The sequence below is a fragment of the Zoogloea oryzae genome, assembly GCF_030161255.1.
GTDB classification, from domain to species: domain Bacteria; phylum Pseudomonadota; class Gammaproteobacteria; order Burkholderiales; family Rhodocyclaceae; genus Zoogloea; species Zoogloea oryzae.
Map to the genome: position 1 here is coordinate 1 of NZ_BSPX01000027.1, position 26,671 is coordinate 26,671.

Genomic DNA, 26,671 nt, shown 5'->3' on the forward strand with positions numbered 1-26,671 from the left:
GTGGCCGATGGCGCGCACGGCTTCGGCGGTCAGCGTCTTGTCGACGATGCCGCGGATGTCATAGGCCTTGAAGATCTCGGGGGCGGGGACGAACATGAGCTGGCTTTCGGTGTTAAAAAATGAAAACGGGATTGTAGCGTCATGGGCGTTGCTTGCTGTTTAAAGCGGAGGGTGGGCCTTCGCAAACGCCCTTTCGCCGTGACGAACTGCACGCCGGATGAGGGTGTTTGGGTTGGGGGCGGACTTCTTGCAAATGGGGGCGCTGGGGCCGTGTTGTCGGACTGAAGTCCGACCTACAGGATGTCGCGGGCGTGTGGGTTGGTGCCCTTCCGATCTGTAGGTCGGACTTCAGTCCGACACGCGGAGCGTGATCTGGGCGGTGCCGTTGGAATGGAGTTCGACGAGCAGGGATGGGCGGTTGGCTTGGCGGGCGGCTTTGGCTGCCCGTTTTTCTTTTGGGGCACCGGGCCGGTCTGCGTGTGTGTTCCGTGGCGATGGTGTCGGACTGAAGTCCGACCTACAGGGTGTCGTGGGTGTGTGGGTTGGTGCCCTTCCGATCTGTGGGTCGGACTTCAGTCCGACACGCGGAGCGTGATCTGGGTGGTGCCGTTGGAATGGAGTTCGACGAGCAGGGATGGGCGGTTGGCAGGGCGGGCGGCTTTGGCTGCCCGTTTTTCTTTTGGGGCGCCGGGCCGGTCTGCATGTGTGTTCCGTGGCGCTGGTGTCGGACTGAAGTCCGACCTACAGGGTGTTGCGGGGGTGTGGGTTGGTGCCCTTCCGATCTGTAGGTCGGACTTCAGTCCGACACGCGGAGCGCGATCTGGGCGGTGCCGTTGAAATGGAGTTCGACGAGCAGGGATGGGCGGTTGGCAGGGCGGGCGGCTTTGGCTGCCCGTTTTTCTTTTGGGGCGCCGGGCCGGTCTGAGGGGACGTTCCGTTGCGATGGTGTCGGACTGAAGTCCGACCTACAGGGTGTCGCGGGGGTGTGGGTTGAAGCCTCAACGATCTGTAGGTCGGACTTTAGTCCGACATTCGTTCTACCTTGGCCGTCGGATCAGCCGCCTGCGGTGATGCTCACCACGTCGCTCCATTCGCCAACCCGGTTGTCTTTCACTCGGTAGATGGCCTTGTATTGCCACGTGACCGGTGTGGCGGGAAGGGGGGCGTTGTCGGGTACGCGGGTGGAGTTGGCGATGGTGAGGAAACCGAAGCCCTTTTCATCGCTGCGATCCACCCAGATCTCGATGGCGTCGGCGTCGCCCTTGGGCCACTGGATGCTGGGCTGGCCGGCTTTCTTGGAGATGTCGAGGATGGGTTTGGCGCTGTCGGTATCGACGATCTGTGCGGCGCCGATGATGTTGAGCTCCCTGCCGATGTCGTCGGAGTAGTTCTTGGCGGCCTTGATGCGGGCCACCAGGCTGGTGAGGCGCGGGATGATGCCGTGGGGGACGGCCGGGGCCGCTGGGGGCAGGTTTGCCACGTGCGGATACGCGGCGGTGCCCTCGCCGCCGTCGCGCTGCAGGTTCTTGTAGGCGGTCCAGCGCTTGGCGGTGGCCTGTACAGATTCAAGCGACGACAAGGTATAGCTGAATGAGGCGGCGTCGGCCTCAAGTTGCTTGATGTGGGATTCGCCGAGTTCGAGAGTGTTAGCCAGGGCCGGCAAGTGGGCGGCGAGGTGTTCGAGCAGCGCTGCGCGGCCGGCGTCATCGTTGGGCAGGTAGTAGTTCTTGGGCATGGTGCTTCTCCTCCGATTGCTTGTGGGTGGGTAGGTGATTGCTACGCGGCCGGAAGGCCGAAAACCGCTGGAAACCCGCGCCAGTAAAGGCTTTGCGGTGTTTTACGGGTTTTGGGGGAGGCGTCCGGCAATGATCGCAGGACGCCCTGGAATGATTGCAGGACGTCCTGCTGCTTTGGCCGGATGTCCTTGGGCTGCAGCCGGACGTCCATGAGTGATGGCTGGATGTCCGGCTGCGGCTGCCGGATGTGCTGCAAGGATGGCCGGATGTCCGTGAGCGCTTGCCGGACGTCCGGCAGCGCTGGCGGGATGTCCGTGGAGAATTGCCGGATGTCCGTGGATTGCTGCAGGACGTCCTGCAAAGGCTGCAGGATGTCCTGCAATGATTGCCGGGCGCGCGGCCAGCACGGCGGCACGTGCGGCGGTTTGGGCGGGAGCGGATGGGAACGCTGCGGCTTGTGGTGGAAGGTCTGAACCATCGTCTGCGTGCTTCGGCTGGCGTTGGCCGCGACCATTGGTCGCTGTGCCGCAGCGTGCTCGAGCTGATCGACTCGCTATAAATTGGCGGCGATGATAAGTGGAAGTTGAAATGATGTATACGTAAACAGCATAGCTGAGATGATTTTTTCGTCTGCTCTTCCCGTTGATCCGTACAGCGGTATAGAATCCCCGGCCATGCATGCGAACATCATTCATCACGGCGCCCTGCATGGGGTCACCGGCTCTTGCCATCAGCTCTTCATCGACGACACCCACAGCCTGCTGATCGACTGCGGGCTGTTCCAGGGGGCCGAGACTTCGCCCGATGGCGGTTCGGCCAGCGACAGGCTGGAGATTCCGTTTCCGGTGGATGCCGTGCGGGCGCTGGTGGTCACCCATGTGCACATCGATCACGTGGGGCGGATTCCGTGGTTGCTGGCGGCGGGGTTCAAGGGGCCGATCTATTGCAGCGAGCCTTCGGCGCGGCTGCTGCCGGTGGTGCTGGCCGATGCCTTTGCGGTGGGGGTGACGCGGGACGCGCGGCTGGTGGAGCGTTACCTGCGGATGGTGGAGGCGCGCATCCGCCCGGTGCCCTGGAATACATGGCAGACGGCTTTCGAGGGGCCGGATGGCAGTTGTGGCATCCGCCTGCAGCGGGCGGGGCACATTCTCGGGTCGGCCTATGTGGAGTGCGATCTCGTGCGCCCTGGGGCGCGGCGGACCCGGGTGGTGTTCTCGGGGGATCTGGGGGCGCCCCACGCGCCGATGCTGCCGGCGCCCCGCTCGCCATTGACGGCGGATGTGGTGGTGCTGGAGAGCACCTATGGCGATCGCCTCCATGAAGACCGCAAGGCCCGCCGGGAGCGCCTCCAGCGAGTGGTCGAGAAGGCGCTGGATAACGGCGGCACGGTGATCGTGCCGGCCTTCAGCATCGGCCGCACGCAAGAGTTGTTGTATGAATTCGAGGACATCCTCTACCGCGAGCAGCGCCAGCCCGGGCCCCATGCCGGGCGCTGGGCAAAGCTGCCGATCTACCTGGATTCACCCCTCGCCGGGCGTTTCACCCGGCTCTACCGGGAACTGCAGCCCTACTGGAACGACGAGGCCCTGGCCCGGGTGCGGGCCGGACGCAAGCCCCTGGCCTTCGACCAGCTGGTGGCCATCGACGAGCACGCCGACCACGAGGCCAACGTGCGCAGGCTTGCCCGCAGCGGCGAGCCCGCCATCGTGATCGCCGCCAGCGGCATGTGCGCCGGCGGGCGGGTGATGGGTTATCTCAAGGCCATGCTCCACGACCCGCGCCACGACGTGCTGTTCGTGGGCTACCAGGCCCGCGGCACGCCAGGCCACGCGATCCAGACCTGGGGGCCGAAGGGCGGTTATGTGGAGATCGACGGCGAGCGCATCGACATCCGCGCCGGCATCCATTCCGTCTCCGGCTATTCCGCCCACGCGGATCAGGCCGGGCTGGTGCGCTTCGTCACCGGCATGCGCCACTGGCCGAAGGAGGTCCGCCTGATCCACGGCGACGACGAAGCCCGTGCTGCCCTGCGCCACGCCATCGAATCCGCCACCGCGGGGCAGGTGAAGGTGTCGAACGGCGGAGAAGCGCCGTCGGACTGAAGTCCGACCTACAGGGGTTTCGCGGGTATGCGGGTTGCAGCCTCACCGATCTGTAGGTCGGACTTTAGTCCGACACCGGGTGCTTGATCTGGGCCGCGCTGTCGGACTGAAGTCCGACCTACAGGGGGTTGCGCGGGTTTGTGGGTTGCAGCCCCACCGATCTGTAGGTCGGACTTTAGTCCGACACCGGGTGCTTGATTGGGCCGTGCTGTCGGACTGAAGTCCGACCTACAGGGGTTTCGCGGGTATGTGGGTTGAAGCCTCACCGATCTGTAGGTCGGACTTTAGTCCGACACCGGGTGCTTGATTGGGCCGTGCTGTCGGACTGAAGTCCGACCCACAGGGGGTTCGCGGGTGTGCGGGTTGAAGCCTCGCCGATCTGTAGGTCGGACTTTAGTCCGACAGAACACACCAGCAGGCCGTATTGAACCGCAGGACAGGCAATCTCATCCGGGCGTATGTCTTATTCCGATCTTCGCAAGGGCCGGGTTTCGGTGGTGGGGCAGGTCTATCTGCTGACGACCGTCACCCATGACCGCCGGCCGTGGTTTGGGGATTTCCGGGCTGGGTGTGCGGTGGCGAGGGTGATTCACGATCTGGCTTTGGGGTATCCGGGCCTGTCGCTGGCGTGGGTGGTGATGCCGGATCACGTGCATTGGCTGGTGCAGCTCCCGGAAGGGCTGACCCTGGGCTCATTGATGCGGCGCTTCAAGGGGCGCAGCGCGCTGGCGCTCAATGACGGCACGAGCGGGGGCAGGGTGTGGGCGCCGGCCTACCACGACCGCGCCCTGCGGCGGGAGGACGATGTACGCGCCGCCGCCCGTTACCTCGTCGCCAACCCCGTCCGCGCGGGGATTGTCGGTCGGGTGGGGGATTATCCGTTGTGGGATGCGGTTTGGCTGTGAGGGGGCGTTTGGGTCTGGTATGGGGTGCTTGATCTGGGCTGTGCTGTCGGACTGAAGTCCGACCTACAGGGGTTTTGCGGGTATGCGGGTTGCAGCCTCGCCGATCTGTAGGTCGGACTTTAGTCCGACTCCGGGTGCTTGATCTGGGCTGTGCTGTCGGACTGAAGTCCGACCTACAGGGGCTTCGCGGGTGTGCGGGTTGCAGCCTCACCGATCTGTAGGTCGGACTTTAGTCCGACACCGGGTGCTTGATCTGGGCCGTGCTGTCGGACTGAAGTCCGACCTACAGGGGTTTCGCGGGTGTGAGGGTTGCAGCCCCACCGATCTGTAGGTCGGACTTTAGTCCGACATGAGCGGGTTTACCGCCGTTTGCCGACCACGTCGTCCACCTCGGTGAGGAGCGGCGACGGGGTGGTGAGGAGGGCGTCGAGCTGCTTGCGGTCGGCGGCGATCACGTTTTCGATGTTGTCCGGGGTGAGCTGGATGCCGAACCTGCCATCGGCGTCGGATGCGCCCATCACCCGGGCGATCACCTTGTCGCCCAGGGCGCGCTTGAAGTGGCCGGCTTCCCAGAAGTACTGGAGGTGGGTCTTGCGGTCGCCGGGGGCGGGGATGGCTTCGAGGGTCTCGGGGCCGATGCCGCTGAAATCCCACACCTCGACGCCCGGATGCCGCGCGGCGATGGCGACGACCATGCGCTTCCAGTCGTTGAAGAGATCGGCGAGACCGAGCCGTGCCTGCATCAGGCGGATCTCGGCGTGGTAGGGGTAGATCACCAGCCGGGCCTTGCCGCCGCTCGTCTGGATGCCGGCGAGGAGGGCGTCGAGGGCCTGCTGGTCGATGGATTGCCCCTCGGCGGGCTGGATGGCCTTGGCCTTGCGGCCCCAGTTGCGGGCGTTCTCGTCGGCGCGCTGGCGGAACAGGATGTAGTGGCCGCTGTTGTCCACCTCGGCGATGTAGTTGTCCAGCGGATTGAAGCCGCGCTCGGTAAGGGTGGCGGCGTAGCGGGCGCGCTGCAGGGCGGCCGTCTTGGCGGAATCCCGCAGGCCGGTGATGGCGAACACGGTTTCGGCCAGCACCTTGCCGTCGATTGCCGGTGGGGTGTCGATTGGCGGCAGCGGGGCGGCCTTGGTGGAACCCAGGAAGTCGTAGAACTCGACGCCGATCAGCGCGACCTTGGGCGTGCAGCCGGCGGCCTGCAGCCAGCCAAACTGGCGCAGGGCCATGCTCACCGCGGAGCCGGGGATCGAATGGTTGAAGGCCGACAGGCCCTGGGCGGCAAAGGCCGGGTGCTCGGGATCGAAGCCGATCTCGGCGCGGGAGTTGCCGAAGATGCCGGCGCTGGGGCACAGGCGGCGGGCGGCCTGCCAGCGGGTGAGCTCCCGGTGGTGGTCGAGATAGGGCTTGGTGGCGCTGAGGCCGGCGATCCGCGGCGAGCCGAAGATGCCCAGCGGGTCGATGAACACGTTGACGGCGCCCACCAGCGCGACGCAGGCGACGAGGGTTGCCAGCATCCAGCGCAGGTAGCTGGCCCAGGAATAGGGAGTCGTCGGGGAAGCCATCAGAACTGGAAGTACAGGAATTCGGTGGGGCGGGACAGGGCCAGCACGCCCAGCGCGAACAGCAGGCCGATGGCCAGCGCGCTGCGCCGGCTGGGTTGCCAGGCCAGGCGACGGGCCACGGGCTGGGCGTGGCGGTTGTCTTCGGGCAGGGCGGGGTCGAAGCGGCCCATGATCTCCTGCGTGTTGGGGGCGAAGAAGGCCACCAGCGCGCCGACGATCACCCAGGCCCAGGTCTCGACGAAGGCCGCGCCGCCGCCGAGGCTCACGCCGATGCCGAGGCCGTCCACCACTCCCTTGAGCGGGCCGAGGCGGGACAGGATGGGCTCGGGCAGGCTGGCGCCAAACTGGCCGAGCATGCCGGCGATGAGCGTGTTGGCGGTGGCCAGATCCGGCGCGCGGAAGTAAACCCAGGCAAACACCACGCACAGGAAGGTGAGGGCAACCCCCAGAAAACGCCCCAGGCCGGCCGGCAGATGCACCGGCACCCGGCGGCAGACGTCCTGCCAGGCGTGATTGACCACCAGGAAGCCGCCGTGGAGCGCGCCCCAGATCACGAAGTTCCAGCCAGCGCCGTGCCACAGGCCGCCCAGCACCATGGTGGTGAGCAGGTTGAAATGGCGGCGGAAGCGCCCGTGGCGGTTGCCTCCCAGGGGAATGTAAAGGTAGTCGCGCAGGAAGCGCGAGAGCGTCATGTGCCAGCGGCGCCAGAACTCGGTGATGTTGCGCGACTTGTAGGGCGAGTTGAAGTTGAGCGGCAGGCGCACCCCGAACATCCGCGACAGGCCGATGGCCATGTCGGAATAGCCCGAGAAGTCGAAGTAGAGCTGGAAGGTGTAGGCCAGCGCGCCGCCCCAGGCATTGAACAGGGTGGGGGCGTCGGCATTCGGGGCAAAGACGGGCGCGGCGTAGTCGGCGAGGCTGTCGGCGATCAGCACCTTCTTGGCGAGGCCGATGGCGAAGATGGTGAGGCCGACGGCGAAGTTGGCCGCGTGAGGGCGGTAATTACGGTCCTCGTCGAACTGCGGCATCATCTCCTTGTGGTGCAGCACCGGGCCCGCGATGAGGTGCGGGAAGTAGGTGACGAACAGCACGTAGTAGATGAAGCGGTATTCGGTGACCTTGCCGGCGTAGGCGTCGGCGAGGAAGGCGATCTGGGTGAAGGTGAAGAACGAGATGCCGATGGGCAGGATGATCCCGAGGATCGGCCAGTCGGTGCCCAGCAGGGCGTTGGCGCTGGAGAGGAAGAAGTCGGCGTACTTGTAGTAGCCCAGCAGCACCAGATTGACGATCACCGCCAGGGTGAGCACCCGGCGTCCCTCGGCGGTGCCGGCGCGGCGGGCGATGTAGCTGCCGGCCAGGTAGTTGGCGCAGATCGAGGCGAGCAGCAGGGCCAGGTAGCGGTAATCCCACCAGGCGTAGAAGAACAGCGAGCTGGCGGCCAGCCAGGCCGCGCCGGCCTGTTTGCCGATGCGGCCCAGGATGAAGAAGCCGAGCAGCGTGACCGGCAGGTAGGCCAGCAGGAAGGAATACGAATTGAACAGCATGCGTGCGTGGGGGGCGGTGCCGCGCCCTTGAGTCGACCGGGCGCAGCTTATCCGTTTTGAGTGCCCCGCGCTGTGGCGGAAGGTTGCGGGGTGAAAGAAATGTCACGGCGCCGGGTGCCGGCGCCGTGAAATCACCGGCGCAGCTCGGCGTGCAGGGCGCTGAATTCCTGGGCCAGCTTGTGCTTCGGGTCGAGGTGGATCATCGGCTTGGCCTGCTCGTGGCTTTCGCGGATCTTGATCGAGCTGGACAGGTAGGTCTTGAAGATCGGCAGGCCTTCGTCGATGAGCTCCTGCACCAGCTTTTGCGGCAGGCTGGCGCGGGGCTGGAACTGATTGACGACGATGCCTTCAACCTCCAGATCGCGGTTGTGGTCGGCCTTGATCTCCTGGACGTTCTCGAGCAGCGCGTAGAGCGCCCGGCGCGAGAAGTCGTCGCAGTCGAAGGGGATCAGGCACAGCCGGGTGGCGATCAGCGCCGAGCGGGTGAAGAAGTTGAGGGCCGGCGGGGTGTCGATGAACACCGCGTCGAAGTCGTCGGCGAGCTCATCGAGCGCGTCGCGCAGCTTGAAGATCTTGTAGCGGGATTCGAGCTTGCCTTGCAGCTCTTCGAGATCCGGGTGGGACGGCAGGATCGACAGGTTGGCGAAGGGCGTCGGCTGGACGAACTCGGCGGTCTTCTTGGGGTTGAACTTGAAGTTCAGCGTTTGCTCGAAGAGCCCGGCGATGGTGTCGTCGGCGTTCTCGGCGCCGTTGCCGAGCAGATAGTGGGTGGAGTTGCCCTGCGGGTCCAGATCCACCACCAGCGTGCGCAGGCCGTTGGCGGCGCTGATCGCCGCGAGGTTGCAGGTGATGGTGGATTTGCCCACGCCGCCCTTCTGGTTGAACACCACTCGTCGCATCGTCTCTTCCCTCTGATCTTTGGTGCCAGTGTTATGACTGGGCGCGATTGTGCCACGCAATGCGGGTCCGCCCTAATTACGAGGGGTGCGAAAATGCGCCTCGTCGGTTAAACTCGCCCGACAAGAATAATCTGCAGTCTTCGTCGCCCCCTCCCGGCGGCGGAACTCCGGCCAGGCGCAGGCGTCAATCGCACCCGGCCGTCAGACCATGCAAATGCCCACTTCGGGGCATCCAAGACGCTTACAGACTTCCGTGTGCAGCAGGGTTAGCGCTCCTTGCCCGCTTGGCCGTTTGCCTTGCGGGGAGGGGTCGGACCATTTTTTTTGGTAGAGATAGAACATGGACAAGGATTTCATCGCCGCCGCCCTCGAGTACCACCGTAGCCCGACCCGCGGCAAGATTTCGGTGGTGCCGACCAAGGGCCTGACCAACCAGCGCGACCTGGCGCTGGCCTACTCCCCTGGCGTCGCCGCCGCCTGTGACGCCATCGTGGCCGATCCGGCCGACGCGCAGGAATACACCTCCCGCGGCAACCTGGTGGCCGTGGTCACCAACGGCACCGCGGTGCTGGGCCTGGGCAACATCGGCCCGCTGGCCGCCAAGCCGGTGATGGAAGGCAAGGGCTGCCTCTTCAAGAAGTTCGCCAACATCGACGTGTTCGACATCGAACTCGCCGAGAACGACCCGGACAAGCTGATCGACATGATCGCCGCCCTCGAGCCCACCCTCGGCGGCATCAACCTCGAGGACATCAAGGCGCCCGAGTGCTTCTACATCGAGCAGAAGCTGCGCGAGCGGATGAAGATCCCGGTCTTCCACGACGACCAGCACGGCACCGCCATCATCTCCGCCGCCGCGATGCTCAACGGCCTCAAGGTGGTCGGCAAGAAGATCGACGAAGTGAAGGTGGTGTGTTCCGGCGCCGGCGCCGCGGCGATCGCCTGCCTGGAGCTGTGGTGCGGCCTCGGCATCAAGCGCGAGAACGTCTTCGTGTGCGACTCGAAGGGCGTGATCTATGTGGGCCGTGACGAGAAGATGGAGCCGACCAAGGCCCGTTACGCTCAGAACACCGAATTCCGCACCCTCGCCGACGCGATGGTCGGTGCCGACGTGTTCCTCGGCCTCTCGACCGCCGGCGTGCTCAAGCCCGAGATGGTCAAGGGTATGGCCGACAAGCCGCTGATCTTCGCGCTGGCCAACCCGACCCCGGAAATCATGCCGGAGCTGGCCAAGGAAGTCCGCCCCGACGCCATCATCGCCACCGGCCGTTCGGATTACCCGAACCAGGTGAACAACGTGCTGTGCTTCCCGTTCATCTTCCGCGGTGCCCTCGATGCCGGCGCCACGACGATCAACGAAGAGATGAAGCTCGCCTGCGTGAAGGCCATCGCCGAGCTGGCCGAAGCCGAGCAGTCCGACGTGGTGGCCCAGGCCTACGGCGGCGCCGATCTGTCGTTCGGCCCGAACTACCTGATCCCCAAGCCCTTCGATCCGCGCCTGATCGTCAAGATCGCCCCGGCCGTGGCCCAGGCCGCCATCGACTCCGGCGTGGCCACGCGCAAGATCGACATGGACGCCTACGTCCAGAGCCTGACCGAGTTCGTGTACCAGTCCGGCATCATCATGAAGCCGGTGTTCTCCACCGCCAAGCGCATCCCCGCCGACAAGAAGCGCGTGCTCTACGCGGAAGGCGAGAGCGAGCGCGTGCTGCGCGCCGTGCGTGCCGTGGTCGATGAGAACCTGGCCCGCCCGATCCTCATCGGCCGTCCGGCGGTCATCGACATGCGCATCGAGAAGTTCGGCCTCAACCTCAAGTCCGGCCGCGACTTCGATGTGGTGAATGTGGAATCCGACAGCCGCTACCGCGAGCTGTGGCAGGAGTACTACCGCCTGATGGGCCGCGATGGCGTCACGCCGGACTCCGCCCGCGAAGCCCTGCGCTCCGACACCACCCTGATCGGCTGCATGCTGCTGCGTCGCGGCGACGCCGACGCCCTGGTGTGCGGCACCACCGGCTCCTACGACCACCACTTCGAGCACGTCCAGAACCTGATCGGCCTGAAGAACGGTGCCAGCCTGTACGCAGCGATGAACATCCTGCTGCTGCCCCAGCGCGTGCTGGCCATCACCGACACCTACGTGAACGAGATGCCGAGCGCCGAGGACGCCGCTGAGATCGCGGTGATGGCGGCCGACGAGCTGAAGCGTTTCGGCATCGAGCCGAAGGTGGCCCTGCTGTCCCACTCCAACTTCGGCAGCGCCCGGTCCACCTCGTCCCGCCGCATGCGCGAAGCCCGCGACATCCTGCGCGTCAAGGCGCCGGACCTGCAGTGCGACGGCGAGATGCACGGCGACTCGGCCCTGTCCCACGAGATCCGCGAGCGTCTGCACCCGGATTCGACCCTCCACGGCGAAGCCAACCTGCTGGTGATGCCCAACCTCGACGCCGCCAACATCGCCTTCAACCTGCTCAAGGTTGCCCACGGCGATGGCGTGTCGGTGGGGCCGATCCTCCTCGGTAGCGCCCGCGCGGTGCACATCCTGACCCCGTCGGCGTCTGTGCGCCGGCTGGTGAACATCACCGCCCTGGCGGTGGTGGACGCCATGGAGCAGCGCGAAGGCAACTGATCCAGCGGAGCCCGTCCTCCGGCGGGCATGGCCTTGTGCCCATGCCCGCCGGGGGCGGCAGACGCTCACCTCCGGTACAATCGTGGCCCACGATGTCCTGCGAGGTGACGCCATGACTCATCTGATCCGTTTCGACCGCATCGGCGGCCCCGACGTCCTGCAATGGGTCGAGGCCGACCTGCCGCCGCCAGCTGCCGGCGAAGTTCGCATCCGCCATGAGGCGGTCGGCGTCAATTACATCGATACCTATCACCGCTCCGGGCTTTACCCGCTGACGCTGCCGTCCGGCCTCGGCCAGGAAGCGGCGGGCGTCATCGAAGCCGTCGGCGAGGGTGTGGTGGAGTTCGTGCCCGGCGACCGGGTTGCCTACGTGGGCGGCCCCCTCGGTGCGTATTCCGAAAGCCGCAACATCGCGGCCAGCCTGCTGGTCAATCTGCCCGACAGCCTGAGCTTCGAGCAGGGCGCGGCGATGATGATGCAGGGGCTCACCGCCCAGTACCTGCTGCGTCGCACCTACCGGGTCCAGCCCGGCGATACCATCCTGATCCACGCCGCCGCGGGTGGAGTGGGGCTGATCGTCTGCCAGTGGGCCAAGGCCCTGGGCGCCACCGTGATCGGCACCGTGAGCTCCGACGAGAAAGCCGAGATCGCCCGGCAGCACGGCTGCGATCACACGATCATCTACACCCGCGAACCGGTTTCGGCGCGCGTCCGTGAAATTACCGCGGGTGAAGGCGTGCCGGTGGTTTACGATTCCATCGGCAAGGACACGTTCATGGATTCCCTGGCCTGCCTGCGGCCGCTGGGGGTGATGGTCACCTTCGGCAATGCCTCGGGGCCGGTGCCGGCTTTCGAGCCCGCGCTGCTCGCCAAGATGGGCTCCCTGTTCCTGACGCGTCCGACCCTGTTCCACTACATCGCCCGGCGCGAGGATCTGCTGGCGATGTCCGATGAACTGTTCGACGTGGTGGCCTCCGGTCAGGTCCGCCTGTCGATCAACCAGCGCTATCCGCTCAAGGATGCCGCCGTCGCCCACCGCGAACTCGAGGCCCGGCGCACCACCGGCTCGACCGTCCTCCTTCCGTGATCATGAAATCCGCAATCCCGCTTTCTGCTTCTGCCGTCCTGGCCTTGTTCCTGTCCCTTCCGCTGGCTCCGGCCAGCGCTGCGCCGCCGGCTCCGCCGACCGCCGCGGTGCTGACGCCGGGCCAGGTGGCCTTCATGCAGGCCGAAACCCGGCGCATCGAGGAGGCCTTCATCCAGAAGGTGATGAGCATCACCGGCGCCAGCCACGATCAGGTGGTGCGCGCGATCCCCGCCAAGGGCCGTCTCACCGACCGTCTGGCGCGGATCTACAACTCGCTGGAACGTGACCTGAAGGCGCCGCTCACCGATGAGCAGCAGGCGCTGATCTTCGCCGCCGAGGGCGAGCGCAAGCAGGCGCTGAAGGATCTGCCCGCCCAGGCGGCGGGCCGCTGAAGGTGACGCGGGCCGCCCGGCCCGCTCAGAACAGCTCGATGTCGTTGTCGGGCTTGTCGCGCACGGCGACCTTGCCCGCGCGGAGGGCCGCTTCGTAGCTGGCGATCTGGTTGCGGCCGTTTTCCTTGGCCACGTAAAGCGCCTCGTCGGCCCGGCCGACGATCTCCGGGATGGTGTCGGATGCGCTGATGTGGGTGTAGCCGGCGCTCACCGTGACCTGCCCGACCTGCGGGAAAACGTAGTTCTCGACGGCGGTGCGGAAGCGTTCGAGGGCGGTGCGCACCTCGTCCTCCGACATCGCCCGCAGGGTGACGACGAACTCCTCGCCGCCAAAACGGAACAACTTGTCCTGGTGACGGAAGCTCTCGCGCATGATGCGGGCGAGGAGGATCAGCACCTCGTCGCCGTACAGGTGGCCGAAGTGATCGTTGATGCGCTTGAAGTGGTCCACGTCGACCACCGCCAGCCAGTGGTTGCCGTCTTCCTGCTGGCGCCGGCGACGGACGGCGGACGGATCGTTTTCGGCGGCCTGCATCGCGGCCATGCCGGCGAGGATCTTCGACAGGCTCTCGTCGAAGGTCTTGCGGTTGAGCATCCCGGTGAGGGTGTCCCGCTCGCTGTAGTCCAGCAGGCTCAGGTAGTTGCGGTAGAGGCCGAGAAAACCTTCGGCGGTGCCCAGGTCGTCTTCGGACAGGGGGCGGTCGCAGGAGACTTCGAGCACGCCCAGCACGCGCCGGTCGACGCTGATCGGAAAACAGTGGATGTAGGCGCCGGTTTCCTTGAGCTCCCGTCGCACGATCTGCGAGTTCTCGACGCAGGCAAGGATCTCCGGCCGGGTGCCGATGGGCTGGGGGTCGTCGATCTCGGCTTCGGTCGCGTAGCGAACCCCGTCACTGCCCACGTGGGTGACCTGTTCGAGGGCGCGGGCATCGCCATCCCCGACGATCTTGTGAAGATTGACCTCGCGGGCCTTGACCAGCTCGAACAACGCTGACGCGACGCCTAGCTCAAGCAAGGCCCTGTCTCGATGTTGGGTGATGGATTCGACGTGCTTGAGGACGTGGATCATGGTGCCCGGTGCGACATTATTGGCTTTTTGTGGTCACATTTTCGCGATTCTACCTGTACTTGGCAGTGCAGCGGAGCCTGGATGCCGCAGGGCGGCTGCAGGGCCACGGGCGGTCGCGCCGAGAAGTCGGGATTGCGTCGTCGCCCGGCTGCGTATAATCCGGGCTTCCCTCTGCAATCTCCTTCCCTCTTGAACTACGACACTTTCATCAACGTTCTGTTCTCCCGGGTGCCCCGGGCCGACGTGACCCGTGCGCTGGTGGTGATCAATTCGGTCGTCTTTGCGGCGCTGGCCATCGCGGCGGTGAATCCCATGCAGATCCCGCCCGATCTGCTGATCCGGTTTGGCGGCAACTTCGCCCCGCTGGTCCAGCAGGGTGAGGGGTGGCGCTTCTTCACCGCGCTCTTCCTGCACGGCGGGCTGCTCCACGTGGGGCTCAACATGCTGGCGCTGCACCAGGCCGGGCAGGTGGTTGAGCGGCTGTTCGGGCGGTGGGGTTTCCTGACCATCTACGTGATCGCCGGCCTGCTGGGCAATGCGGCCAGCCTGTGGTGGAAGCCGGGCCCGGTGAGCGTCGGTGCGTCCGGGGCGATCTTCGGCGTGTATGGCGCGCTGCTGGCCTACCTGCTGCGTCAGCGGGGGTCGGTGCCCGCCGAGGTGTTCCGCGAGATGCGCTCGGGCACCCTGGGCTTCATCGGTTACTCGCTGTTTGCCGGCTTCTCGATTCCGGGCATCGACAACGCCGCCCACCTGGGCGGCCTGGTGGGCGGGCTGCTGCTGGGCGCGGCCTTCGCCGAGCCGCTGGTGTCGCCTAAGCCCGTGCGCTGGCTTGCGCCCCAGGTGCTGGGCGGGCTGCTGCTGGCGGCGGCGCTGGGCAGCTGGCTGTGGAAGGAGTCGCCCCAGGTGGTGCGCAATTTCGAGATCGGTTCGGCCTACCAGCAGACGATCCGCCAGTTTGCCCTGGAAGAGCAGGAGCTCCTGCGCGAGCAGGCCGCGCTGATGGACGCCATGCGCCAGAAGCGGATCACCGAGGCGGCGGCCCTCGACAAGCTGGAGCACGACTTCATCCCCCGCTGGGACCGGGCGATCACCGCCCTGTCGTGGCGCGAGGCGCCGGACGACTACGAATGGCAGCGCGACGAGCTGGTGCACTACGCCACCACCCGCCGCGACGCCCTGAAGGCGCTGGCCCAGGCCATCGAAACCCATCAGGCGGTGTGGATCGAGCGCTCGCGCACCCTGCAGGTGCAGGCCGACAACATCCTGCTGCAGATGCGCCTGCGCAAGTCGGTGGAGGCCGCCGGCCGCTAGTCGGGAAATCTCGCCGCGGGGGTCAACCGGCGGCCGGCCGGAAGGTAAAATCCCGGGATGCCTGAATCCCACTCCCCCCGTTTCATCCATCTGCGCCTCCACACCGAGTATTCGATCTCCGACGGGATCGCGCAGGTGGATTCCGCCATTGCCCGCGCCGTCGCCGACGGCATGCCGGCGCTGGGCATCTCCGATCTGGCCAACCTGTTCGGGATGGTCAAGTTCTACAAGGGCGCCCGCGGCAAGGGCCTCAAGCCGGTCATCGGCTGCGACGTCTGGATCACCAACGCGGCCGATCGCGACAAGCCGTCCCGCGTCCTGCTGATCTGCAAGAACCGCAAGGGCTACGGCCAGCTGTGCGAGCTGCTGACCCTGGCCTTCATGGAGAACAAGTATCGCGGCCGCGCCGAGATCCGCCGTGAATGGCTGACCGCCGAAGCCGCGTCCGACCTCATCTGCCTGTCGGGTGCCAAGGACGGCGACGTGGGGCACGCGCTGGCCAACGGCAACATGCAGATGGCCGAGAGCCTGGCCGCCGACTGGGCCCGGCGTTTCCCGGATTCGTTCTACATCGAGCTGCAGCGCGCCGGCCATCCGGGCACCGAGACCTACATCCGCGAGGCCGTCCAGCTGGCGTCGCGCCTCAACCTGCCGGTGGTCGCCACCCACCCGATCCAGTTCATCCGGCCCGAGGATTTCAAGGCCCACGAGGCCCGGGTGTGCATCGCCGAAGGCTACGTGCTGGCCGACAAGCGCCGGCCCAAGGATTTCACCGAGCAGCAGTACTTCAAGACCCAGGACGAGATGGCGGCGCTGTTCGCCGACATCCCCGAGGCGCTGGAGAACAGCGTCGAGATCGCCCGCCGTTGCTCGCTCACCGTGCAGCTGGGCAAGAACTTCCTGCCGCTGTTCCCGACGCCCGACGGCATGAGCCTCGACGACTTCCTGGTGCAGGAAGCCAAGGCCGGCCTCGAGGAGCGCCTCGTCCAGCTCTACCCGCACCCGGACGAGCGCGAGGCCCAGCGCCAGCGCTACGAGGACCGCCTCAAGTTCGAGACCGACACCATCGTCCAGATGGGCTTTCCGGGCTACTTCCTGATCGTGGCGGACTTCATCCAGTGGGCCAAGAACAACGGCGTGCCGGTGGGCCCGGGGCGGGGCTCCGGCGCGGGCTCGCTGGTGGCGTACTCCCTCAAGATCACCGACCTCGATCCGCTCGCCTACGCGCTGCTGTTCGAACGCTTCCTCAACCCCGAGCGGGTGTCGATGCCCGACTTCGACATCGACTTCTGCCAGGACAACCGCTACCGTGTGATCGAATACGTGCGCGAGCGCTACGGCAAGGACGCGGTGAGCCAGATCGCCACCTTCGGCACGATGGCCTCCAAGGCCGTGGTGCGCGACGTGGGTCGCGTGCTGGATCTGCCCTACGGCCTGTGCGACCGGCTCTCCAAGCTGATCCCGGTGGTGCAGAACAAGCCCCTGTCGCTGGCCGACGCCCGCGAGCAGGAGCCGCAGATCAACGAGCTGATGGCCGACGGCAACGACGGCGAGTCGATCCAGGAGCTCTGGAGCCTCGCCGAGCCGCTCGAAGGCCTCACCCGCGGCGTCGGCATGCACGCCGGCGGCGTGCTGATCGCGCCGGGCAAGCTCACCGATTTCTGTCCGCTCTACATCGCCGACGGCGAGGACGCCACGCCGGTGTCCCAGTTCGACAAGGACGACGTGGAAGCCGTCGGCCTCGTGAAGTTCGACTTCCTGGGCCTGCGCAACCTCACCATCATCGAGCTGGCGCTCGATTACGTCGAGCGCCTCACCGGCTCGAAGCCCGATCTCATGAGCCTGGGCTTCGAAGACCAGGCCGCCTACCAGATCCTCCGGGACGCCAACACCACGGCGATCTTCCAGGTGGAATCGGAAGGCATGAAGAAGCTGCTCAAGAAGCTCGCGCCCGACCGCTTCGAAGACATCATCGCCGTGCTGGCGCTCTACCGTCCGGGCCCGCTGGGCTCGGGGATGGTGGACGACTTCATCCTGCGTAAAAAAGGCCAGCAGGCCATCGACTACTTCCACCCGGATCTCACCGCCTGCCTGTCGCCCACCTACGGGGTGATCGTGTACCAGGAGCAGGTGATGCAGATCTCCCAGATCATCGGGGGCTATACCCTGGGCGGCGCCGACATGCTGCGCCGGGCAATGGGCAAGAAGAAGCCCGAGGAGATGGCCAAGCACCGGGAGACCATCGCCGCGGGTGCCCGCCAGAAGGGTTACGACCCGGCGCTGGCCGAGCAGCTCTTCGACCTGATGACCAAGTTTGCCGAGTACGGCTTCAACAAGTCGCACACGGCAGCCTACGCGGTGGTCACCTACCACACCGCGTGGCTCAAGGCGTATCACTGCTCGGCCTTCATGGCGGCCACCATGTCGGCCGACCTGGACAACACCGACACGATCAAGATCTTCTACGAAGACACGATCGCCAACGGCATCAAGGTGCTGCCGCCGGATGTGAACCAGTCCGACTACCGCTTCGTGCCCACCGACTCGAAGACGATCCGCTACGGCCTGGGCGCCGTGAAGGGCGTGGGCGAGCCGGCGGTGCGGGCCATCCTCGCTGCCCGCGAGGCGGGGCCGTTCAAGGATCTGTTCGACTTCGCCTGCCGGGTGGACAAGCGGATGGCCAACCGCCGCGTGATCGAAGCCCTGATCCGCGCCGGCGCCTTCGACACCATCGACCCCGTGCAGCCGGCCGACCGGGCCAAGCTGCTGGCGTCGGTGGGCATCGCCATGGAGGCCGCCGAGCAGATCGCCGCCAACGCCATGCAAAGCGGCCTGTTCGACATGCCCGGCATGGAAGCCCCGCCGATGGCCGACTACGTCAAGGTGCGGCCGTGGGGCGAGCGCGAGCGCCTGAAGGAAGAAAAGCTGGCGATCGGCTTCTTCCTCTCCGGCCACCCCTTCAATGCCTTCAAGCCCGAGGTGCGGCGCTTCGTGCGGCGCACCCTGGCTCACGTCGAGCCGTCGAAGGATCTCGTCACTCTGGCCGGCGTGGTGATGGAAGTGCGCGCCAAGATGACCGCCCGGGGCAAGATCGCCTTCGTGCTGCTCGACGACGGCACCACGCCCCGGGAGGTGTCGGTGTTCTCGGAGACCTTCGACAACAACCGGGATCGCATCGTGGTGGACGAGGTGCTGATCGTCGACGCCAAGGTGAGCCCCGACGACTTCTCCGGCCCCGGTGGCCTGCGCATCGTCGCCGACCGCCTGATGACCCTCGGCGAGGCCCGCGGCCGCTTTGCCCGCGCCCTGCAGCTCAGGCTCAACGGCGAAGTGGGCCAGGCCGGTGGTGCCATCGCGGCGGCCGAGCGCCTGCAGACCATGCTCGCCCCTTTCCGCGAAGGCGAGTGCCCGATCCGCGTGCGCTACCGCAACGCCGAGGCCGAGGCCGACTTCCCCCTCGGCCCGGGCTGGCGCGTGCGCCCCGACGACCGCCTGCTGGAAAGCCTGCGCGAATGGCTCCCCCCCGATTCCGTTGAAGTGATCTACTCATGAGCAACTGCTTTCTCGACGCCTCCCTCCTCGACGAACTGGTCGCCAAGGCCCGTTCGGTGCCGCGCCTGCGCAGCCACCACAACCTCCATCTCGAATCCACCGAGCCGGCCCACCGCCTGCTGGTGGCCATCGAGCCGGATTCCTACGTGCGGCCCCACTGCCATCTCGACCCCAACAAGTCCGAGACCATCATCCCGCTGCGCGGTCGGATCGGGGCGCTGGTGTTCGATGGGGAGGGCAAGTTGCTGGAGGCGCGGGTGATCGCCCCCGAAGCCGGCTCGTTCGGCTTTCACGTGCCGGCCGGGGTGTTCCACAGCATCGTCGCGCTGGAGAGCGGCACGGTGTTCATCGAGATCAAGGCCGGCCCCTACGCGGTGCCGTTGCCCGCCGAGTGGGGCCAGTGGGCGCCGGCCGAGGGCGAGCCGGGCGTTGCCGGCTACCTGGCCGAGATGAAGGGCGCCTTTACAGCGGCCTGATCGGCGTGGCCGGCAGGCTCCCGGCCTCCAGCAGCCCCGTCACCGCATCGGCGGGCAGGGGCGGGCTGAACAGATAGCCCTGGGCGGCGGAGCAGCCTTCGCGGAGCAGGAATGCCATCTGCTCGGGGGTTTCGGTGCCTTCGGCGATCACCTCGAGGTGCAGGCTGTGGCCCAGCTGGATGATCGCCCGCACGATGGTGGCGTCGTCTGGATCGTCGGTCAGATCCCGCACGAAGCTCTGGTCCACCTTCAGCCGGTCCACCGGGAAGCGCTTGAGGTAGGCCAGGCTCGAATAACCCGTACCGAAATCGTCGATCGACAGGCGCACCCCCAGCGCCTTGAGCCGCGCGAGGGTGGCGGAAACATCCGGGCCGGACTGCATCAGCAGGGATTCGGTGAGCTCCAGTTCGAGCCAGCGGCCGTCGAGCCCGCTGGCCGCCAGCGCCGCGGCCACGCTCGCCACGATGTCGCTGCGGCGGAACTGCAGCGCCGACAGATTGACTGCCACTGGCATCGGCGGAAAGCCCGCATCCTGCCAGGCGACCGCCTGACGGCAGGCTGTGCCGAGCACCCATTCGCCGATTGGCACGATCAGCCCGCATTCTTCGGCAAGGGGGATGAAACGTGCCGGCGAGATGCCCCCCATCACGCCGCTGAACCAGCGCAGCAGCGCCTCCACGCCGATGATCCGGCCGCTCATCAGGTCAACCTGCGGCTGGTAGAAGAGCTGGAATTCCTCCTGGGCCAGGGCGTGGCGCAGGCCATTTTCCAGGTGCAGGCGCTCCAGAGCGTTGACGTTCATCGCCTCGTCGAAGAAGCGGTAGGTGTTCCGGCCGCTCTCCTTGGCGTGGTACATGGCGGTGTCGGCGTTCTTCATCAGCAGCTCGACGCTGTTGCCATCCTCGGGGTAGAGGGCGATGCCGATGGAGAACGAGGTGCCGAGCTGCTGCCCGTCCACGTCGAATGGCGGGCCGAGCAGGTCGAGGATCTTTTCGGCCACCCGCGCCGCGTCGTCGGGCACGTCCACGTCGGTGAGCACGATCAGGAACTCGTCGCCCCCCTGGCGGCTCACGGTGTCGGTCTCGCGCACGCAGCTGGTGAGGCGCTGGGCGACACCCTGCAGCAGGCGGTCCCCGATCATGTGGCCGAGGGAGTCGTTGATCGTCTTGAAGCGGTCGAGATCCAGGAACATCAGCGCAATGCGCTTGCCGTGACGGGTGGCGCTGGCCAGGGCCTGGTCGAGGCGGTCGCGCAGGAGGGTGCGGTTGGGCAGGCCGGTGAGCGGGTCGTGCTGGGCGAGGAAGGCGATGCGCGCTTCCGACGCCTTGCGCTCGGTGATGTCGGACAGCACCGCCACGTAGTGGGTGACCCGCCCGACCTTGTTGCGAACGGCGCTGATCGACAGGGACGAGGGATAGAAGGTGCCGTTCTTGCGCCGGTCGTGGATCTCGCCCTGCCAGAAGCCCATGATGTTGATGTCCCGCCACATGGCTTCGTAGAAGGCCTTGTCGTGGTGGCCGGAGCACAGCAGGCGGGGCGTCTGGCCGATGGCTTCCTCGGCGGTGTAGCCGGTGACGTCGGTGAAGGCCCGGTTGACGGACAGGATGCGCTCGTCGGCGTCGGTGACGATGATCGCCTCGACGCTGTTCTGGAACACCGTCCAGGCGAGGCGCGATTGCTCTTCGTGGGTGCGGCGGACGGTGATGTCGGCGATGGTGGTCACCACGCCGCGTACCGGGGCGGCGGGATCGTCGTCCTCGAAGAGCGGCACCGCGTTGCTCCACAGCCAGCGCCGGCTGCCGTCGGCGCGGTCGATGCCGAGCATGCCGGCCTGGGGCAGGCCCGAGCGCAGGGCGCGGGCCGACGGGGTGTTGTTGGGCTCGAGCGGCGTGCCGTCCTCGTCGAGGTAGGTGATGAGCGTCTCCAGGGCGCTCCAGTCGTGGAGCTGGTCGGAGGACAGGCCGAGGATCTCGCAGGCGGCGACGTTGTGGGCGAGGAGCCTTCCGCTGGCATCGCGCATGACCACGCCTTCACCCATCGACGCGAGGAGGGTGCCCAGGCGGGTTTCCCGCTCGCGCAGTTCGGCTTCGGTATTGCGCCGGTCGGTGATGTCGAGGCAGGAGCCGATGTAGCCGACGAATTCTCCGTCCGCGTCGAAGATCGGCCGGCCGGTGTCGATGATCCAGCGGTATTCGCCGTCGTGGCGGCGCAGGCGGTACTCCATCTCGAAGGGCGTGCGGACCGCGAAGTGTTCGAGATAGGTGCTGACGCAGCGGTCGAAATCCTCGGGGTGGACGCCGGTGGTCCAGCCGTCGCCAAACTCCTGTTCAAAGCTGCGGCCGGTGAAATTGAGCCAAGTCTGGTTGAAGTAGTTGCACTTTGCGTTCAGGCCGGATCGCCATATCAGCGCGGGCAGGTGGTCGAACAGGGACATGGAGTTGTCCCGGTTGACTGCCGGTTGAGTGAGCAAGGGCGTGGGCACGGTCTGTACGGTGTCGATAGGGTTCGTCGAGCAAAAGGGCGAATACTTGCCATCTGCATTCTAGAACCATTTCGGCACGAGACGGCCAGGCTTTAGTACGTTGTTTCCCGTATGAAAGTGGTGTGCGTCGGCGGGGCGGCTGGCGCGTCGTCCACGTGGCTGACCCGCGCCGCCGGCGGGCCCCGGCGCGACCATTCGATGAGCGCCTCGACTGCGTCGGCCGGGCCGGCGACGAGGGCCTCGACGGTGCCGTCGCTGCGGTTGCGCACCCAGCCGGCGAGCCCCAGCCGGGTGGCCTGGGCCTGCAGCGCGTTGCGGTAGCCCACGCCCTGGACGAGGCCGTGGATGCGCAGGAGGCGGGCGGTGGGCTCAGAGGTTGTCTTCATCGATGAACTTGGGCAGCAGGTCGCGGGCGCGGGCCAGGGCGCCGTAGATGTCGCCGCAGATGTTGTTGGGGCCGATCTCGTCCACGAAGCCCGAGCGGGTGATCAGCGATTCGGGCTGGGGGTTGAGGTTGCACAGGAGCAGCGCACAGCCGCGCTTGTGGAGGCTCTTGCTGAGGCTCTCGAGCCCTTCGAGGCCGGTGGTGTCGAGGCTGACCAGGTGGTTGAGCTCGAGGATCACCACCTCCGGGTGGCGCTCGGCCGGGTCGAGGAGGGTTTCGAGCTTGTTGATGGCGCCGAAGAACAGCGTGCCGTAGATCGAGTAGGCCACGACCCGGGGCGAGCCGTCCGGGTAGAGGAAGCCTGGCAGCATCGACAGCTCGGCCAGCGGCAGGCGCTCGATGCGGGTGAGGTTGGACATCCGGTAGATGAAGAACAGCGCCGCCAGCACCATGCCCAGCTCGACCGCCAGGGTGAGATCGAACAGCACCGTGGTGAAGAAGGTGGTGAGCATGATCGTCCGGTAGGTGAGCGCGTAGCGGCCCAGCTCGCGGAATTCGTGCCATTCGCCCATGTTGATGGCAACCACCACGACGATGGCCGACAGGGTGGCGAGCGGTATGTGCGTCGCAAAAGGCGCGAACACCAGCACCACCGCCAGCAGCACCAGGGCATGCACCATCCCGGCGATCGGGCTGCGGCCGCCGGTACGCACGTTGGTGGCGGTGCGGGCAATGGCGCCGGTGGCGGCGAATCCACCGAACAGTGGTGCGGCCAGGTTGGCGATGCCCTGGGCGATGAGCTCCTGGTTGGGGTCGTGGCGGTCCTCGATGGTGGCGTCGGCCACGCGGGCCGACAGCAGCGATTCGATGGCGCCCAGCAGCGCGATGGTGAGCGCCGGGGAGATCAGCTTGCCGAGGGTTTCGAGGGACAGCTCGGGCAACGCGAAGCCCGGCAGTTGCTGGGGAATTCCGTTGAAGCGGCTGCCGATGGTTTCGACCGGAAAGTGGAACAGGGCGTTGGCCACGGTGGCCACCACCAGCACGCCCAGCGGGCCGGGCAGGCGGGCCAGGGGCTTGAATCGCGCGGCGAGACGGTTCCACGACAGCAGCACGACGATCGAGGCGACCGACAGCGTGACGGTGGGGATGTCCAGCGTATCAAGGTGGGTGATGAGCGCCTTCATCTTGCCGAAGAACTCGCCGGGCAGGTGGTCGATCTTGAGGCCGAGGAAATCCTTGATCTGGGCGAGGAAGATCACCACGGCGATGCCGTTGGTGAAGCCGACCACCACGGTTTTGGGGATGAAGCGGATCAGGCTGCCCAGCCGGAAGGCGCCCATCGCCACCAGCATGGCGCCGGCCAGCATGGTGGCGACGAGGAGGTTCTGCACGCCGTACTCGACGACGATGCCGTAGATGATGGGGATGAAGGCGCCGGTGGGGCCGCCGATCTGTACCCGGGAACCGCCCAGGGCGGAGATGAGGAAGCCGGCGACGATGGCCGTCCAGATGCCGGCGGTGGGGGTCATGCCCGAGGCGATGGCGAAGGCCATGGCCAGGGGCAGGGCGAGGACGCCGACGGTCAGGCCGGCGGAGACGTCACGGCCGAGCTGGGCCTTGTCGTAGCCCGGCAGGGCGTCGAGGAGCTTGGGGTGGAAGGAAATCTTCATGGGGCCTCCGCAATTGAGGGGTGGGACGGAATGCGTCGGAAGACGCGGCTTGCGGAGGGGGTGAGCCCGGCCCGGTGCGGTGCTGGATGATCCAGCGCTTGCGGGCGCTCAGGCTGCCGTCGTGGCGGGCGGGCTCGCCTTGGGCGGCCGCCAGGATAACGTTGGAAGGGTCCGTGGTTGTCCTGGCGGGCATGGGGTCAGGAGAACTTGGCGTCGTTGGCGGCCTGATTCTGGCGGGAGGTCGCGTGCATGACCTCCACCAGCATCTTGACCGCCGCGACGAACAGCAGCGCGCCGCCGATCAGGACGCACGCCCAGGCGTGCATCGCGCTGGCCGGAAAGCCGGGCAGGATCGAGGCGCGTCCTTCCATCAGCCAGGCGGCGCCGAGGGCGAGGATCAGCACGCCGACGAGGTCGAGCAGCGCCCAGCCCCAGAAGGCGAGGGTGAGCCGCGGAAGCGGGGAACGGTTGGCTTGCATGGGTTCCAAAATCTAGAAGCGTTGGCTGACAGGCGGCTTACGTCGGGCTGTCACTTGACCCGCATGCCGGGCTGGGCGCCGGCGTCCGGGGACAGGATGAACAGGCCCGGGTTGTCGCCGGTGGTGTCGGAGGCGGCGAGCACCATGCCTTCGGACATGCCGAACTTCATCTTGCGCGGGGCCAGATTGGCGACCATCACCGTGAGGCGGCCGACCAGCGTGGCGGGGTCGTAGGCGCTCTTGATGCCGGCAAACACCTGACGGGGTTTCTCTTCACCGATGTCGAGCTGCAGGCGCAGCAGCTTGGCGGCGCCTTCGACGTGCTCGGCGGAGACGATCTTGGCGATGCGCAGGTCGATCTTGCCGAAGTCGTCGATGGAGATGAAGGGCTCGAACTCGTCGGCGCTGGCAGCTTCGGTGGCGGCGGCGTGGGCCTGGTGCTGGGCGTGGCGCTGCTCGGAGTGCTTGGCCTTGGCGTCCTTGGCTTCGGCGGCCGGCTTGGTGTCGGTGGCGGGGGCGAGGGATTCGCGGTTGGCTTCGAGCAGGGCGTCCACCTGCTTGCGCTCGATGCGGGTCATGAGGTGGCTGTAGGCGTTGATGGTGTGGCCGGCGGGCAGCGGGGCGAGCAGGTTGTTCCAGGTGAGCGGCTCGATGTTGAGGAACGCTTCGACCTGCCCGGCGAGGGTCGGCAGCACGGGCTTCAGCAGGCCGGTGAGGGCCTTGAAGATGTTGATGGCGGTGGTGCACACCACGTGCAGGCGGGCGTCCTGGCCTTCCTGCTTGGCGAGCTCCCACGGTTTGTTGTCATTCACATAGCCGTTGGCCAGGTCGGCGAACTCCATGATCTTGCGCAGGGCGCGGCTGTAGTCGCGGGTTTCGAAGGCGGCGGTGACTTCGTCGATGTTCCAGTCGAGCGGAAGGGCCTCGTCGTGGGCGGCGAGCTTGCCGTCGAAGCGCTTGGCGATGAAGCCTGCGCAGCGGCTGGCGATGTTGACGAACTTGCCGACCAGATCGGAATTGACCTTGGCGATCATGTCGTCGAGGTTGAGATCCACGTCTTCCATCGTGCCGTTGGACTTGCCGGCGAAGTAGTAGCGCAGCCACTCGGGGTTGAGCTTCTGGTCGGTGTAGCTGCGGGCGGTGATGAAGGTGCCGCGGCTCTTGCTCATCTTGGCGCCATCGACGGTGAGGAAGCCATTCACGCACAGCTGCGTGGGCGTGCGGTAGCCGGCGAAGTGCAGCATCGCGGGCCAGAAGAGCGCGTGGAAGTACAGGATGTCCTTGCCGATGAAGTGGATCATCTCGGTGCCGGTAGCGGCAGCCGGGCCGGCTTCGGTGAAGGCGGCCACGTCGATGTCGGCGTTGCGGGCGGCGAGGTTTTTGAAGCTGGCGAAGTAGCCGATCGGCGCGTCCAGCCAGACGTAGAAGTACTTGCCCGGGGCGCCGGGGATCTCGAAGCCGAAGTAGGGCGCGTCGCGGGAGATGTCCCAGTCGGAGAGCTTGTTCTCGCCGGCTTCTCCGAGCCATTCCTTCATCTTGTTGGCGGCCTCGGACTGCAGTCGGCGGGCGCCGTCGGGCGTGGTGCCCTGGGTCCAGTCGCGCAGGAACTCGACGGCCTTCGGGTCGGACAGGCGGAAGAAGTAGTGCTCGGAGGTCTTCAGCACCGGCTTGGCGCCGGAGACGGCGGAGTACGGGTTCTTGAGCTCGGTGGGCGCGTAGGCGGCGCCGCAGGCCTCACAGTTGTCGCCGTATTGATCGGCCGCGCCGCACTTGGGGCACTCGCCCTTGATGAAGCGGTCCGGCAGGAACATCTCCTTCACCGGATCGTAGAACTGCTCGATGGCGCGGGTGTCGATGAGGCGGGCGCCGTCGCGCAGGCGGGTGTAGATGTCCTCCGCGTACCAGCGGTTTTCGTCGCTGTGGGTGGAGTGGTAGTTGTCGAAGGCCACGCCGAAATCGCGGAAATCGCGGCTGTGCTCGCCGTGCACGCGGTTGATGAGCTGCTCGGGCGTCAGGCCTTCCTTCTCGGCGCGCAGCATGACCGGCGTGCCGTGGGTGTCGTCCGCGCAGACGTAATGCACCGTGTTGCCACGCATGCGCTGGTAGCGCACCCAGATGTCGGCCTGGATGTAGCCCACCAGATGGCCGAGGTGGATGTCGCCGTTGGCGTAGGGCAGGGCGTTGGTGACGAGGATCTTGCGCGGGGAGCTCATGGGTGGGCCTGGAACATAATTGTTGTGAACCCCGCATTTTAGCAAAGGCGGAGGCCCCACGGCCGGCTCCGGCGCCTGCGGCAGGACAGGCCGGCGCCCTTACCGTAGAGCGGCGTTTCAAGTAAACTCAATTACTGGAGTAAATTACTCGGGTTTGAATGCGCCGTCTGGCGTCTTT

General features: G+C 66.5%; 19 protein-coding genes. 8 read left to right on the forward strand and 11 right to left on the reverse strand.

Annotation, left to right across the window (positions count from 1 at the left end):
• Nucleotides 1-1,054: 1,054 nt before the first annotated feature.
• Together QQK25_RS10335 and QQK25_RS10340 are read right to left on the reverse strand one after the other, a co-directional pair.
• Nucleotides 1,055-1,735, reverse strand: a complete 681-nt coding sequence (locus tag QQK25_RS10335; protein WP_284187849.1) for a hypothetical protein — start codon at nt 1,733-1,735, stop codon at nt 1,055-1,057.
• A gap of 41 nt (nt 1,736-1,776) precedes the next feature.
• Nucleotides 1,777-2,214 (reverse strand): hypothetical protein, encoded by a 438-nt coding sequence (locus QQK25_RS10340; protein ID WP_284187850.1) that lies wholly within the window; start codon nt 2,212-2,214, stop codon nt 1,777-1,779.
• A gap of 196 nt (nt 2,215-2,410) precedes the next feature.
• Between QQK25_RS10340 and QQK25_RS10345 the strand changes: the two genes are divergently transcribed.
• A complete protein-coding gene (locus QQK25_RS10345; RefSeq protein ID WP_284187851.1) occupies nt 2,411-3,838 on the forward strand; it encodes an MBL fold metallo-hydrolase in 1,428 nt (475 codons plus the stop codon).
• A 458-nt stretch (nt 3,839-4,296) separates the two neighbouring features.
• The gene (locus QQK25_RS10350) at nt 4,297-4,743 is read left to right on the forward strand and encodes an REP-associated tyrosine transposase (RefSeq protein ID WP_284187852.1); all 447 of its coding nucleotides are present in this window, start codon (nt 4,297-4,299) and stop codon (nt 4,741-4,743) included.
• A gap of 359 nt (nt 4,744-5,102) precedes the next feature.
• Here QQK25_RS10350 and QQK25_RS10355 read toward each other — a convergent pair whose 3' ends face one another.
• From QQK25_RS10355 to QQK25_RS10365, 3 genes are all read right to left on the reverse strand, one after another.
• A complete protein-coding gene (locus tag QQK25_RS10355) occupies nt 5,103-6,305 on the reverse strand; it encodes a hypothetical protein (RefSeq protein WP_284187853.1) in 1,203 nt (400 codons plus the stop codon).
• On the reverse strand, nt 6,305-7,849 hold the full coding sequence (locus tag QQK25_RS10360) for an MBOAT family O-acyltransferase (protein WP_284187854.1): 1,545 nt from the start codon (nt 7,847-7,849) through the stop codon (nt 6,305-6,307). Before QQK25_RS10360 ends, QQK25_RS10355 begins: the two co-directional genes overlap by 1 nt.
• Nucleotides 7,850-7,980: 131 nt before the next feature.
• Nucleotides 7,981-8,748: a ParA family protein gene (locus tag QQK25_RS10365; protein ID WP_153161466.1), complete on the reverse strand. Its 768-nt coding sequence runs from the start codon at nt 8,746-8,748 to the stop codon at nt 7,981-7,983.
• 340 nt (nt 8,749-9,088) lie between these two features.
• Here QQK25_RS10365 and QQK25_RS10370 point away from each other — a divergent pair, with 340 nt between their 5' ends.
• The 3 genes from QQK25_RS10370 (at nt 9,089) to QQK25_RS10380 (ending at nt 12,856) form a co-directional block, all read left to right on the forward strand.
• The gene (locus QQK25_RS10370; RefSeq protein ID WP_284187855.1) at nt 9,089-11,377 is read left to right on the forward strand and encodes an NADP-dependent malic enzyme; all 2,289 of its coding nucleotides are present in this window, start codon (nt 9,089-9,091) and stop codon (nt 11,375-11,377) included.
• A 112-nt stretch (nt 11,378-11,489) separates the two neighbouring features.
• A complete protein-coding gene (locus QQK25_RS10375; protein ID WP_284187856.1) occupies nt 11,490-12,464 on the forward strand; it encodes a quinone oxidoreductase family protein in 975 nt (324 codons plus the stop codon).
• A 2-nt stretch (nt 12,465-12,466) separates the two neighbouring features.
• Entirely contained in the window at nt 12,467-12,856 is a 390-nt protein-coding gene (locus QQK25_RS10380; RefSeq protein ID WP_153161469.1) for a hypothetical protein, read from the forward strand.
• A gap of 25 nt (nt 12,857-12,881) precedes the next feature.
• Here QQK25_RS10380 and QQK25_RS10385 read toward each other — a convergent pair whose 3' ends face one another.
• Nucleotides 12,882-13,925 carry a GGDEF domain-containing protein gene (locus tag QQK25_RS10385; protein WP_284187857.1) on the reverse strand — a complete coding sequence of 348 codons (1,044 nt, stop codon included), beginning with the start codon at nt 13,923-13,925 and terminating at the stop codon, nt 12,882-12,884.
• A gap of 189 nt (nt 13,926-14,114) precedes the next feature.
• Here QQK25_RS10385 and QQK25_RS10390 point away from each other — a divergent pair, with 189 nt between their 5' ends.
• Genes QQK25_RS10390 through QQK25_RS10400 form a run of 3 tightly spaced genes read left to right on the forward strand, consistent with a single transcriptional unit; the run spans nt 14,115 to nt 19,264 of the window.
• Entirely contained in the window at nt 14,115-15,236 is a 1,122-nt protein-coding gene (locus QQK25_RS10390) for a rhomboid family intramembrane serine protease (RefSeq protein WP_284187858.1), read from the forward strand.
• Between the two features lie 57 nt (nt 15,237-15,293).
• A complete protein-coding gene (dnaE, locus tag QQK25_RS10395; protein ID WP_284187859.1) occupies nt 15,294-18,788 on the forward strand; it encodes a DNA polymerase III subunit alpha in 3,495 nt (1,164 codons plus the stop codon).
• The gene (locus QQK25_RS10400; protein WP_284187860.1) at nt 18,785-19,264 is read left to right on the forward strand and encodes a WbuC family cupin fold metalloprotein; all 480 of its coding nucleotides are present in this window, start codon (nt 18,785-18,787) and stop codon (nt 19,262-19,264) included. The genes dnaE and QQK25_RS10400 overlap by 4 nt, the downstream gene beginning before the upstream one ends.
• On the opposite strand, the gene QQK25_RS10405 is transcribed toward QQK25_RS10400, so the two are convergent.
• The 5 genes from QQK25_RS10405 to metG all read right to left on the reverse strand — a co-directional run bounded on the left by QQK25_RS10405 (nt 19,251) and on the right by metG (nt 26,493).
• Entirely contained in the window at nt 19,251-21,698 is a 2,448-nt protein-coding gene (locus QQK25_RS10405; RefSeq protein ID WP_284187861.1) for a sensor domain-containing protein, read from the reverse strand. The genes QQK25_RS10400 and QQK25_RS10405 overlap by 14 nt on opposite strands.
• A gap of 140 nt (nt 21,699-21,838) precedes the next feature.
• On the reverse strand, nt 21,839-22,132 hold the full coding sequence (locus QQK25_RS10410; RefSeq protein WP_284187862.1) for an acylphosphatase: 294 nt from the start codon (nt 22,130-22,132) through the stop codon (nt 21,839-21,841).
• Nucleotides 22,116-23,801 carry a SulP family inorganic anion transporter gene (locus QQK25_RS10415; RefSeq protein ID WP_284187863.1) on the reverse strand — a complete coding sequence of 562 codons (1,686 nt, stop codon included), beginning with the start codon at nt 23,799-23,801 and terminating at the stop codon, nt 22,116-22,118. The genes QQK25_RS10410 and QQK25_RS10415 overlap by 17 nt, the downstream gene beginning before the upstream one ends.
• 197 nt (nt 23,802-23,998) lie before the next feature.
• Nucleotides 23,999-24,280 (reverse strand): hypothetical protein, encoded by a 282-nt coding sequence (locus QQK25_RS10420; RefSeq protein WP_284187864.1) that lies wholly within the window; start codon nt 24,278-24,280, stop codon nt 23,999-24,001.
• A gap of 50 nt (nt 24,281-24,330) precedes the next feature.
• Entirely contained in the window at nt 24,331-26,493 is a 2,163-nt protein-coding gene (metG, locus tag QQK25_RS10425) for a methionine--tRNA ligase (RefSeq protein ID WP_284187865.1), read from the reverse strand.
• Nucleotides 26,494-26,671 lie beyond the last annotated feature (178 nt).

Excerpts from the sequence above, each read along its gene's own strand:
- QQK25_RS10335 (WP_284187849.1), bottom strand. The coding sequence starts at position 1,735 with ATGCCCAAGAACTACTACCTGCCCAACGATGACGCCGGCCGCGCAGCG.
- QQK25_RS10340 (WP_284187850.1), bottom strand. The coding sequence starts at position 2,214 with ATGGTTCAGACCTTCCACCACAAGCCGCAGCGTTCCCATCCGCTCCCG.
- QQK25_RS10345 (WP_284187851.1), top strand. The coding sequence starts at position 2,411 with ATGCATGCGAACATCATTCATCACGGCGCCCTGCATGGGGTCACCGGC.
- QQK25_RS10350 (WP_284187852.1), top strand. The coding sequence starts at position 4,297 with ATGTCTTATTCCGATCTTCGCAAGGGCCGGGTTTCGGTGGTGGGGCAG.
- QQK25_RS10355 (WP_284187853.1), bottom strand. The coding sequence starts at position 6,305 with ATGGCTTCCCCGACGACTCCCTATTCCTGGGCCAGCTACCTGCGCTGG.
- QQK25_RS10360 (WP_284187854.1), bottom strand. The coding sequence starts at position 7,849 with ATGCTGTTCAATTCGTATTCCTTCCTGCTGGCCTACCTGCCGGTCACG.
- QQK25_RS10365 (WP_153161466.1), bottom strand. The coding sequence starts at position 8,748 with ATGCGACGAGTGGTGTTCAACCAGAAGGGCGGCGTGGGCAAATCCACC.
- QQK25_RS10370 (WP_284187855.1), top strand. The coding sequence starts at position 9,089 with ATGGACAAGGATTTCATCGCCGCCGCCCTCGAGTACCACCGTAGCCCG.
- QQK25_RS10375 (WP_284187856.1), top strand. The coding sequence starts at position 11,490 with ATGACTCATCTGATCCGTTTCGACCGCATCGGCGGCCCCGACGTCCTG.
- QQK25_RS10380 (WP_153161469.1), top strand. The coding sequence starts at position 12,467 with ATGAAATCCGCAATCCCGCTTTCTGCTTCTGCCGTCCTGGCCTTGTTC.
- QQK25_RS10385 (WP_284187857.1), bottom strand. The coding sequence starts at position 13,925 with ATGATCCACGTCCTCAAGCACGTCGAATCCATCACCCAACATCGAGAC.
- dnaE (WP_284187859.1), top strand. The coding sequence starts at position 15,294 with ATGCCTGAATCCCACTCCCCCCGTTTCATCCATCTGCGCCTCCACACC.
- QQK25_RS10400 (WP_284187860.1), top strand. The coding sequence starts at position 18,785 with ATGAGCAACTGCTTTCTCGACGCCTCCCTCCTCGACGAACTGGTCGCC.
- QQK25_RS10405 (WP_284187861.1), bottom strand. The coding sequence starts at position 21,698 with ATGTCCCTGTTCGACCACCTGCCCGCGCTGATATGGCGATCCGGCCTG.
- QQK25_RS10410 (WP_284187862.1), bottom strand. The coding sequence starts at position 22,132 with ATGAAGACAACCTCTGAGCCCACCGCCCGCCTCCTGCGCATCCACGGC.
- QQK25_RS10415 (WP_284187863.1), bottom strand. The coding sequence starts at position 23,801 with ATGAAGATTTCCTTCCACCCCAAGCTCCTCGACGCCCTGCCGGGCTAC.
- QQK25_RS10420 (WP_284187864.1), bottom strand. The coding sequence starts at position 24,280 with ATGCAAGCCAACCGTTCCCCGCTTCCGCGGCTCACCCTCGCCTTCTGG.
- metG (WP_284187865.1), bottom strand. The coding sequence starts at position 26,493 with ATGAGCTCCCCGCGCAAGATCCTCGTCACCAACGCCCTGCCCTACGCC.